The organism is Vibrio sp. bablab_jr001 (assembly GCF_016464285.1).
GTDB classification, from domain to species: domain Bacteria; phylum Pseudomonadota; class Gammaproteobacteria; order Enterobacterales; family Vibrionaceae; genus Vibrio; species Vibrio fluvialis.
In genome coordinates this window covers 165,915-175,846 of the sequence record NZ_JACDWZ010000082.1, presented here as the reverse complement: position 1 = coordinate 175,846, position 9,932 = coordinate 165,915, and the positions used below count along the sequence as shown (strand labels likewise).

Annotated in this window: 6 protein-coding genes; all 6 read right to left on the bottom strand. The window is 52.0% G+C overall.

The features are described from left to right. A partial coding sequence (tssI, locus tag JIG40_RS13575; protein WP_199465490.1) for a type VI secretion system tip protein TssI/VgrG occupies window positions 1–1,189 on the bottom strand: 1,189 nt, incomplete at its 3' end. A 183-nt stretch (window positions 1,190–1,372) separates the two neighbouring features. Next, on the bottom strand, window positions 1,373–2,653 hold the full coding sequence (vasL, locus tag JIG40_RS13570; RefSeq protein ID WP_158152465.1) for a type VI secretion system protein VasL: 1,281 nt from the start codon (window positions 2,651–2,653) through the stop codon (window positions 1,373–1,375). A gap of 52 nt (window positions 2,654–2,705) precedes the next feature. Continuing rightward, on the bottom strand, window positions 2,706–6,206 hold the full coding sequence (tssM, locus tag JIG40_RS13565; protein WP_171934570.1) for a type VI secretion system membrane subunit TssM: 3,501 nt from the start codon (window positions 6,204–6,206) through the stop codon (window positions 2,706–2,708). Between the two features lie 63 nt (window positions 6,207–6,269). After that, the gene (gene tssA, locus JIG40_RS13560) at window positions 6,270–7,670 is read right to left on the bottom strand and encodes a type VI secretion system protein TssA (RefSeq protein ID WP_047463055.1); all 1,401 of its coding nucleotides are present in this window, start codon (window positions 7,668–7,670) and stop codon (window positions 6,270–6,272) included. Between the two features lie 9 nt (window positions 7,671–7,679). Continuing rightward, on the bottom strand, window positions 7,680–8,291 hold the full coding sequence (gene vasI / locus JIG40_RS13555; protein WP_199465494.1) for a type VI secretion system protein VasI: 612 nt from the start codon (window positions 8,289–8,291) through the stop codon (window positions 7,680–7,682). Window positions 8,292–8,335: 44 nt separating this feature from the next. Continuing rightward, window positions 8,336–9,931: a sigma-54 dependent transcriptional regulator gene (locus tag JIG40_RS13550; RefSeq protein WP_199465489.1), complete on the bottom strand. Its 1,596-nt coding sequence runs from the start codon at window positions 9,929–9,931 to the stop codon at window positions 8,336–8,338. Between the last annotated feature and the right edge of the window lies 1 nt (window position 9,932).

The window sequence follows — 9,932 nt, the reverse complement described above, 5'->3', positions numbered from 1 at the left end:
TTACACGGCCGTGTTCATCGCAGAAGATCTCTTCGCCTTCTGGGCCAACGACTGTGGCAATCATCGGGCCATCAACCTGAGGTTTGGCTTGCGGCGTGGCGCGCCAGGTGCGATGCGCTGGGATGAGCGAAAATTGGTTCGCGTAGGTGGTCGCGCCATTACCTCCGGCTTCTTCCAGCGCCTGAGGCTGCGTGCCTTGGCTGGTGACACTCACCACCAACCAGTCTCGGTTTAAGGTGTCGTCGAGGTGCTCTTGCAGGTCAAACTTCACCCCCGGACGCAGCAACGGTTGGTTGCTTTTTCCCGTCGCGGTGTGCGCGTTGCGGCGCAGGTAATCAAGGCGGATCTGGCTGAATGCTTTACCGCTGACATCGTTTTTATACCGCCCCGGCGCATCGAAATGTTCGTAGTCTGGTTGCTGGGACTCCATTTCTGTCCCGACCGCTTGCTGGGCAAACGAGTACGCTGGCTTTTTAAAACTGTAGTCTTGCAGCGCCGTCTGGCTCACCTCCGATTGGGTGTGCACGCTCAGCGCCGAGATGTACGGTGATTCAATCATGCCGCCTGCCAGCGTGTTGTACGGAATTGGTTCACCGAGTTTCGGTAGGCTCTCTGAGGCGTCGCTGAATATCAGCGTGTGTTTGCCCTCTTCATGAATGAAGCTGTACACCAGCCCTTCTTCGGCCGCGAGGCGATGGAAAAAATCGAGGTCGGTTTCGCGGTACTGAACGCAGAATTCACGCTGCGCGCAGTCGCGGGTCAGCGCAAAAGCGTAGTCATTAATGCCCATTTCCTGCAACAGAATGGAGAGGATTTCCGGCACGGTGTTGAGTTGGAAGATGCGGCTGTTGTGGCGCAGAGACAAACGCTCTAAAGCCGGCACCAACGTGAGTGAATAGAAGGTGTGGTGATGGCCGGTATTGCCCTGCGTAAAGCGGCGCACAATGCCGTTCACGCGCTGAACCAGCATATCGTCGCGATAGAGCGTCAGCTCCGCGACTTTATCCACCACCATATCGGGCGTTAAATTGGCAAGCCGACTGGCGAGCTCCAGTTGATAACGAAAACCGTGGCACGGTTGCCCATTGATGCGTTCGCTGGAAAGGGTTTCCTGCCCGTCGAACCCACGCACCACCAGCGTGTCGTCCTCCAGACCTTCCACATGAAACTGATACTTTAACGTCGCCATCCTGCCATTCCTATTACGTCACTGACTTCACTTTATGATCCGGATATTCAGCAAGCTCAGTGCCAGTTTGTTTTTATTGATATTCAAAGAGTTAAATTGAGATTTTTACTCACTAGAGCAACTATCTGCCAGCTCCAAGCAAGAAGCTGCTTTTATCGCAACTTCTTGCTTCTTGGTCTTGTTTCACTGTTTCACTATTGGTTGCCCACTCAACGATTCTTCCAGTTGAGCCATCGTCCAGCTCAAATTGTTGAGACGGGTTTTCAGAATCTCCAGCTCTTTGCGCGCCGAATCCATCTCACCCTGCTTGATGAGATTCTGTACATAGTCGACCCGCCCATACACTGGCGATAAACTCACGGCAAAATCTTCCAACGATTTAGTCTGACGCTGTAAATCACTCCATTTTTCTCGCTTGGCTAACAGAGCAATGTTGGCCATCTTGGTGCGAATTTCGCCAAATCGCTGCACAAACAGTTCGGTTTGCTCCAATGCTGCTCGCTGCTCTGCATTGAACGCTTCATCGCTTGCTTTGATTTGATCATCGTCTGGATAAAGTGTGCGTAGTGTTGCCATCTCATGCATCGCTTCGCGCTTGCTCTGTTCCATTGAGATTGCGCTTTTTTGCATAATCGACCGCTCATAGAGTGGTACCAGATCGCTTTTCCAACGAGAGATTTGGTGTTCAGAAGCGGACATTTGAAAATGACGACGCGCATCGTCGCTGCTGAGCGTCGCGACCTCAACACGCGTGGCGTAATCGTTGGTGTGAAACCACGGGATCACCTGATATCCCCACAACGCGCCCACAGACAAAACACAGCCCGTAACAAAGGCCAGCGACAATCGCGTGCGATGCACGCGTCGCAGCACCTGAGGTTCGGCTTCTAAGGCCTGCTGATGCTGGCGTTTCACTAAGCTGTGATATTGCGTTTCGATGCGGTCAATGTGTTCAAAAAGCGCAAACCCGACCCCTTCGAAATCCACCAGATATTCCGGTTGCTGACGCTCAAGCTGATGATGGATACGTTCGCAAAAACGTTCGCAACGATATAAGTCGCGTAGCGATTCGTAGTTAGGCTTAAGATCTTTGAGTTCCTGAACCACACGGGCATTGACCCAATCCAAGACCTCTTTACGCATCTTGGCGGTTTTTACATCCGGCTTACTTTGATTGCTCAAGCAGACGCTCAGCAACTCCAAACCATTGGCGTAGCCAGCCAACCCCACCGTTTTCAGATTGGCGACCGCAAAGTAGCCACACATCAACAGATCCAGCCCGGCACTCTTTGCCAAAACATCGCAAGATTCGCGCACGGCTTCCCAATCGGTTCCACCCGCTAACGGATTGAAACGACGGTTAATTTCATCTCTGATCTTCTGATAGACATCCAGTTGGCGAATGGCATCGGTGTCATTGGTCAGACGATAGTAAGCGTTATCAATAAATAAAATGTTGGACATTTACGACTGCGTCCTAAATAAACAGGAGCGAGTTTCCCCGCTCCTTTACTTTTTAATACAAGGTTTTAGATAGCTTGAACGATCTGAACAAACGTTCTGTGAACGGGTTGGCATCCGCTTCTGAGTTGATGCGGTAAATCATATCGCCGCCATCCACCGCGAACTTGTAGTCCACTGACGTGGTGCTTGCAGCCACCACATCTCCCTGGTCAAGCAGGCGGAAGAATGCCCATGGTCCCTGAATGTTGATGCTGCGTGGTGACATGTTGGCTTTGGTCGGAACCAGAGTCACTTTCGATACCGCCGAGTCACGCAGCGTGTTTGGCCAGATCAACTCCACGCTATCGCGTGGGCCATGGCTGTATGCCAGATATTGACCGTCGACATTCAGTACACTGCGGCGTTTGTTGCCACTCAGACGCAGAGGCTCAACCGAGAAACTGACATCCAGAATGCCTTTGCGGTTAAAGAAGGCTTCACGGATTTTCTGCGCCTGTTTTATCTGACTCAGTACGTCTTTGCGAATGATCGACTGTGAGGTATCGTCGTTATTCACAGCGATGTTCTCTTCAATGAACATGCGTAGCTGATTGTTGTAGAAGCTATCCAGCGTGCCGTTTGGTGCAAAGAAGGATTCAAAATCCTCCAGTGACGCATCTTTTTTCGATGCCGTATTAAACGGATAACGACCCGCCAGTTTCTCTTCAAATGTCTTATAAACATCTTCATGCCAACGTACTTCAAGATGTTTGATTGCCTCTTGCTTGACTACATACCAGCTCTCATCCGCCAGTTTGGCGACCATCGTATCAAGCGGTTTTGGCAAGCCAGAAGAGATGCGCTTCAAGGTATAGATTGGGTCCGCGTTGACGAGCTTCACTCGAGCCTTGGTTGCATCAAGCGCTGCCATGCCAACATCCGGCGCATCCTGAATGGATTTCAGATAGTTCTTCAGCTCTTCCACCGATGCCAACACTTCGTGAAGGTACGCTGGCTTGTCTCCAACCGGTTTGATCATATTGTTCAAATCAGAGAACGGTGCTTCGATCATCGAGGCCACTTTATATTTGGGACTCTTGAGCAGCTCTTTCTGAGCGCTATCGTCTTTTGGCAGCGCGGCAAACATCTTGGTGTTGTCGTCGAGTGTGCGCAGCAGACGTTGCAGCGGTTCAATGTTGCCGGTCAGGTTGTCCAACACCGTGACGGCGTCGTTGATATCGCTGAAATACTTCATGTCGATTTCATTTAACGCCGCACGCCAGGTGTTGGTGTAGTCCGCGACATACAGGTTTCGAATCTTATCGCGCAGCGCTTGCTTGTCCGCTTCACTGAATTGCGCCGACTTTGACTGTCCCAATACCCAACTGTCGATCAATGCCAGTTCCGACACCGATTCAGACTGCGGCATAAAGTAATCTTCAAAGCCGCGCTTGGTGAGCATCTGCGGAATATACAGCGTGCTGCTGTTCATCACGCGCTCTTCGAACACCACATCAAATACCGGCCCCACCAGATTACGCAGGTTAATCGCTGGGCCAAGCACCGTTTGCGCATTCAGCTTCAGGTTACGATAGACGCGTTGATCGTTTGGCATCGAACCCAGATCGCTCTGCACTTTCGCAATGGTCTTGTCATAAGGCTTCATCACCTGATTCGCGACTTTGTCACCGCGTTCACGTTCGCCTGCCAGATCGGTATGACGCATGGCGTAATCGAGGTGACCCAACAGTTCTTCCTGAATTTCACGGCGGCCCGAGAACTCTTGCTGCCAATGTTTCGCGAAGTAATCCATCACGTAATCTTTATAGCGACCGCTTTTATCCACCATCATGCGATACACCCGCAGCACCGCCAGCTTCTCTTCATCCGTCTGCGCCTGATTCAGATCGACTACCACGTCCGCCATCAAAAGAGGCAGAAAGCGGCTTTCCAGCAGGTTCAGATACGTCGCTTCCACCATCGGCCCGATGGTATGGCCCTGATAGAGACCAAAGTCAGAAATAAAGCGGGGTTTTTCACGGAAGAAACCAAATTCCAACGTGGCTTCACGAATCTTGTTCAGCGGCTCCAGCACATCCTTTTGCGACGCCAGATAGACATTGGACGGATACTGATCTTTGTACTGGTTGACCTTCGCCAGAACCGCATCGGAATGCTTGATGTTAGCCAGATAGTTGCGATGCCAGGTCCCCGCAAGCAAAACGGTCGCAATTGAACATGTGAGAAACGACAACGCGATCAAGCGGCGCTTTTGGCGCGCAATCCGAAAGTTATCCGAAGCCAGTCCGGCTTCCGGGTAAATGATGTTACTGAACAGTTTCTGGGTGAAATAGATGGTCGAGTTTTTCGCGTGCTGAGCAGTATTGATCGCATGCGACAAGCCGTAGCGGCGAGACGCCGCATCATCGAATGCGTTGGTTGGTACACCTTGCTGATACACCGAAGTAAAGTAAGCCCCGCGCACCAGTGCCGAGGTTGAGAACTGATCACTCGCCAAGGCATCTTGGAAAAACTGTGTCAGGATCTCTTTCAAACCGGAGATCTGGCGAGTAAAACTGTAGATGGCATTACGTTCATCCAGCGACATTGGTGCCGATACCGCATGTGGCAATACCCCATTAATACGTTCGACAAACTCGGCGTATTCTTTGGCAAACTCTTCCAACCAGTGATCCAGGTTATCAATTGAATCCAGCGAGAAAGTAAAGCCCAGCACTTCTTCACGCTGGCTCTTGGTATAGTGTTTGAAAAACGGTTCAAAGCCGTACAGAAGGTCAAGCTTGGTCAGCGCAATATACACTGGTAAACGCGTTGAGAGTGTCTCCATCAGTTCACGCAGACGGGCACGCAGCAAACTGGCGTAAGCTTTACGCTCCGATGCCGTCGCCGTCGCCAAATGCGACACATCCAACGCCAACACGATACCGTTCAGCGGGCGGCGACTGCGGGTTCTGTCCAGCCAGTTGACAAAATGCAGCCACAAACGGCGCTCCATCGCACCGTCGTTGTCTTCACTGCGATTGCCCTGAGTCAGCAGCTCACCATCCGGGTCAATCAGTACCGATTCATCGCCGATCCACCAGTCGAACGAGTACGGGTTTTCGCTTTTTTGTCCCGAAGCACGCATCACTGAAGAGAACACGAATTTCTGGCCGGAGCGGTTGATCAGGCTGGTTTTGCCTGCATTTTCTAACCCCAAAACCAGATACCACGGCAGCGCATACAAATAATTGCGCTTATTGAGGTTCTGCTTCATGTTGACCATGACCTGATTCAGTTCGACTTCCTGACGTTCTTCGAACAGCTGAATCGGGTCTTGGCGCAGTTGCTCATCACGTTTCTGCTGCGCTTTATAGCCTTGCAGTTTACGCCATTGCCAGAAGCCCCAAACGGCGAATGCGCCCAGAGTAAACAAGCTGCTTGCCACAGCACGAGCAGCCACAGACTCGAGCGGCTTGTGACCGGAAACCTCTAGCCAAGGGCCCGCCCACCAAATTGCGACGTTCAGTAAAATGAACGTGGTGAATAGCAAAATCGGTAAAGCGGCCACCATACCTGGCTTAAGCTTTCTCACTATTCCAACAATAAATTTCCACATGTGAATTGTGTCCTTCGTTTACTCTGACGTTGTATATCGTTCTAGTTGTTCCACCAGCGACGGCTCCCAATCGGTGACCTGCATGGTGGTGACTTGATTATGTAAAGTTTGGTACTGCTCTTTCGCCATCGCATCGAGATGATTGGCGTTGAGCAGATCGGCAGAGAGCATCCGCCAGTAAAATTTGTCGCGCGGTTCCGTGGCTGCCACCAGGCCATCATTTAGCATCGACAAGGCGACCGCGATGCCGCCTTCCTTAGCCAAAGCCATCGCTTCTTTACGCTTTTCCTGCCAATCACCGCCCACACTTTGCCCGCCAGTCGAGCCGCTGCCGGATGCCAGCCACTCCTTCACGCTGTCGGAGACAAACGGTTCGCCCCCTTTGAATTTGAGTTCCAGCAGCGAAGGCATACGGGCGAGAAATTGTTGCGTTTCTTCGGTGATAGCCAGACACCAGCTCTCTTTGCCCAAGTTTTGCGCAATGGTGAAACTCATCAGTTGGCCATCAAACCAGTACGGGGAGAGCGTGAGGCTCTGCTCGACCTTGCGCCAGAGTGTCAGATCCGCATGGCGCATCTGGTCCTGATAATCTTTAATTCGATCTTGCTGCATACCGCGCAGCATGGTTTCACCGTCGGCTTTGTGATCCGGCAGCGTTGTAATCGAACCCCAAACGGCATAACGGCGCAGGCGAATCGACAGCGCAATGCCAAACTCCTGCTCAGCAAGAAAATCCGCGACTTTGAGCAGCGTTTGCTTGGCCGCTTTGTCACTGGAATTATCCACCGACAAGGCTGAGTTGGCCGTGGTCGGGCGCGGCGTATCTGCAGGCTTGGCCGTTTGCTGCTGCTCGGCTTGCTGACGCGCTTCAACTTTATTCAGTTCACTCTGAACCGAGCGAGCGACCGCTTCGACCACATCCGAACTCAGCCCTTGCGCTTCAATGATTTTTTGCCACGCATCCACCGCCTCACCTAATGCTTGGCGGTCCTGCGCATCAAACTGATTAAAATCGATTTTTTCCGTCGCCATCGAAAAACGCTGCGCAATCTGACTGAAAAATTTGCGTCTTGGCAGATTGCCGCGCTTGCCCGGTGCGGGATAACTTTCTTCCCAGAAAGACGCCATAAAATCGCTCATCAGTTCAAATGAGAGAATAAAACGGGAAGGCGAAAGTTGGTTGTGAAGACATTGCAGCAGATACACCATCAGCTTGATGTCTTTGGTCTTGTCCTGCAGTAATTTCAGCGCGCTGTGTTCCACTTCGTCCCACTGCACGCTGCTATGCGACAGTGAGCCGACTTTCATCATCTGATCTTCAATGAAGTCAAACAGGGGATCGTCAATCAAACGTTCACCGACCGGATTATCTCCGGCAATCGGCTGTGCCACACAGCGGCGGTATTCGGTTATTTCCATTCAGGCCTCCTACCAACCACAGCGTTCACGCAGTGCCGACAACGCGTCGTTAAGTTCACTCGCATCAAACTGCAAACCGTCCGCAAATGGTGAGTTGGAGCGCAGCACCAGACGCGGTTCTCTTGCCATCGCTTTCATCATTTCAATGGCGGGAATGCCGCGTGCCGACGACATCAGGACACCGTTATCATCACTGCGCAGATACTCCGGCTGCGCATTGGCCACCGATATCTGAATGCGCGCATCTTCTACACTGCTTGGTAGCGCCAGTTCAACGCGGCTCAGGTTATCAATGCAGCTCACCATCAGGACGGGTTTTGCATTATGCTCAAACGGTGTGGTGCGATTGAGTGCTCTGAGAGCAACCCAAGCGTTGCTGCCCTTACCTTCGCCTTCGGTCACTAACACCATCGCCGCTTCACTGCCAGCGACAGCCTGCATGGCTCGCTGCCAAGAAGGTGGCACGTTCTGCTTAGGTGCGATCACCACTTCATCCACGGGTGTCTGAAAAACGCGGTCAAAACAGGCCAAACGTTCTAGTCGCCCCGAGATGACGCGGCACTGCTCAGCCTGCGTCACTAACTCATTGGACTCTTGAGCCCATACAGAAGCCGAGAACATCAGCAGCAGTGAACTGGCCCCAGAAAGTGTATATAGCGATCTTGTCATAACGCCTTGATCTCCAGCTTCTGGCATTTGTATGCCAGCGTGCGCTTAGGAATACCAAGGCTCTGCGCCGCTTTGGCGCGGTCACCCGAAAAATGGTTGAGACGTTCGCGAATGATTTTTTCTTCAAAGTCGCTCAGTGCTTGTTTGAGATCGTTAATCACCGAGTAGTTGTGATCAGCCGCCGCTCTGGTGTGCTGAGCCTGAGGTTGATTAACCTGCGAAATGATTGTCTCGTCGTGAACGGACACCGTTGGCGACAGCATCGCCATGGAAGCAATGCGGTGCGTAAAACAGTGCTCTTCAACCTGCGTACCATCGGCCGTTTGCGCGCAGCCAAACTCAATCAAGTGCTTGAGTTCACGGACGTTGCCCGGGAAATCATGCTGTTTAAGGCAATCGATCGCGCTGTAGTGCAGGCCGCGAATGTTTTTGCCGTGCTGCTGATTGAACACACGCACAAAATGCTGCGCCAGCAGATCCACATCATCCAGACGGGAAGCAAGGCGCGGCAGGGTAATCGGATACTGGAACAGACGATAGTAAAGATCCTGACGAAACGCTTTGCGACGCACCTGATCCAGCAAGTTGACATGTGTTGCCGACACCAAGCGAAAGTCTGATGTCAGTTCTTGTTTGCCCCCGACCGGACGGAAGGTTTTTGACTCCAGAACCCGCAGCAACTTCGCTTGCAACGCCAGCGGCATATCGCCAATTTCATCGAGAAACAGAGTACCGCCGTTGGCTTGGGCGATCAGCCCCTGTTTATCACTGTCTGCACCGGAGAAGGCGCCTTTACAGTAACCAAACAGTTCACTTTCAAGCAGGTTTTCCGGAATGGCGGCGCAGTTAATAGCCACAAACGGCGAATGTTTGCGTGATGAAAGATCGTGCACCGCTTCGGCTGCCAGTTCTTTACCCGTACCAGTTTCACCTTGCACCATCACCGACAGATTAGAGCTGGCTGCACTGACGATTTGCTCACGCAGCTTTTGCATCACCTCACTGTCGCCAATCAGTTTGCGTGACAGATCGCTCACCAACACACGCTGCACGGAGTCACGCTGAATGTCACACAGCGACTCTTTAAGCACGCGGCGATTCTGCTCTTCACGCTCCATGTCATGCAGCAGTGACCACTGCTGCGAGAACACATCGATGAATTTAAGGAATGCGTCATCCTGGAAAATGTTCGCCACCACATGGCTTTCGCCAATCAGCAGTAAAATCGATTGCACATGACGATGTCCCATCGGCAACGGTTGAATCCACACGGAATCAAACATTCCCACTTTTGACACCAGTTGGCTAAACGTGCGGTTTGACTGCCAGAACACCAGCTCTTCTGCGGTCAGATGCATGGCTTTCGACGATTGCAGTACATGAGCAAACGGATTATCAAAATCCGTTACTGCCCACGAATAGGTCAGACGTTCATCATGAGGAACCAATAGACGACCATCGGAGCTGGGCATCAACAGCATTGCATTTGAAAGCCCAAGCTCCTTTGCAATGATGTCAACAAACCGGGTCGCCAGCTGGTGCGGCTTTCGAAGGCCCACCAGATCGGCGGTGAAAGCGAGCCAGTTACTCATG

Coding starts and splice junctions, on each gene's coding strand:
- vasL (WP_158152465.1), bottom strand. CDS start 2,653: ATGTCCAACATTTTATTTATTGATAACGCTTACTATCGTCTGACCAAT.
- tssM (WP_171934570.1), bottom strand. CDS start 6,206: ATGGTGGCCGCTTTACCGATTTTGCTATTCACCACGTTCATTTTACTG.
- tssA (WP_047463055.1), bottom strand. CDS start 7,670: ATGGAAATAACCGAATACCGCCGCTGTGTGGCACAGCCGATTGCCGGA.
- vasI (WP_199465494.1), bottom strand. CDS start 8,291: ATGTTCTCGGCTTCTGTATGGGCTCAAGAGTCCAATGAGTTAGTGACG.
- JIG40_RS13550 (WP_199465489.1), bottom strand. CDS start 9,931: ATGAGTAACTGGCTCGCTTTCACCGCCGATCTGGTGGGCCTTCGAAAG.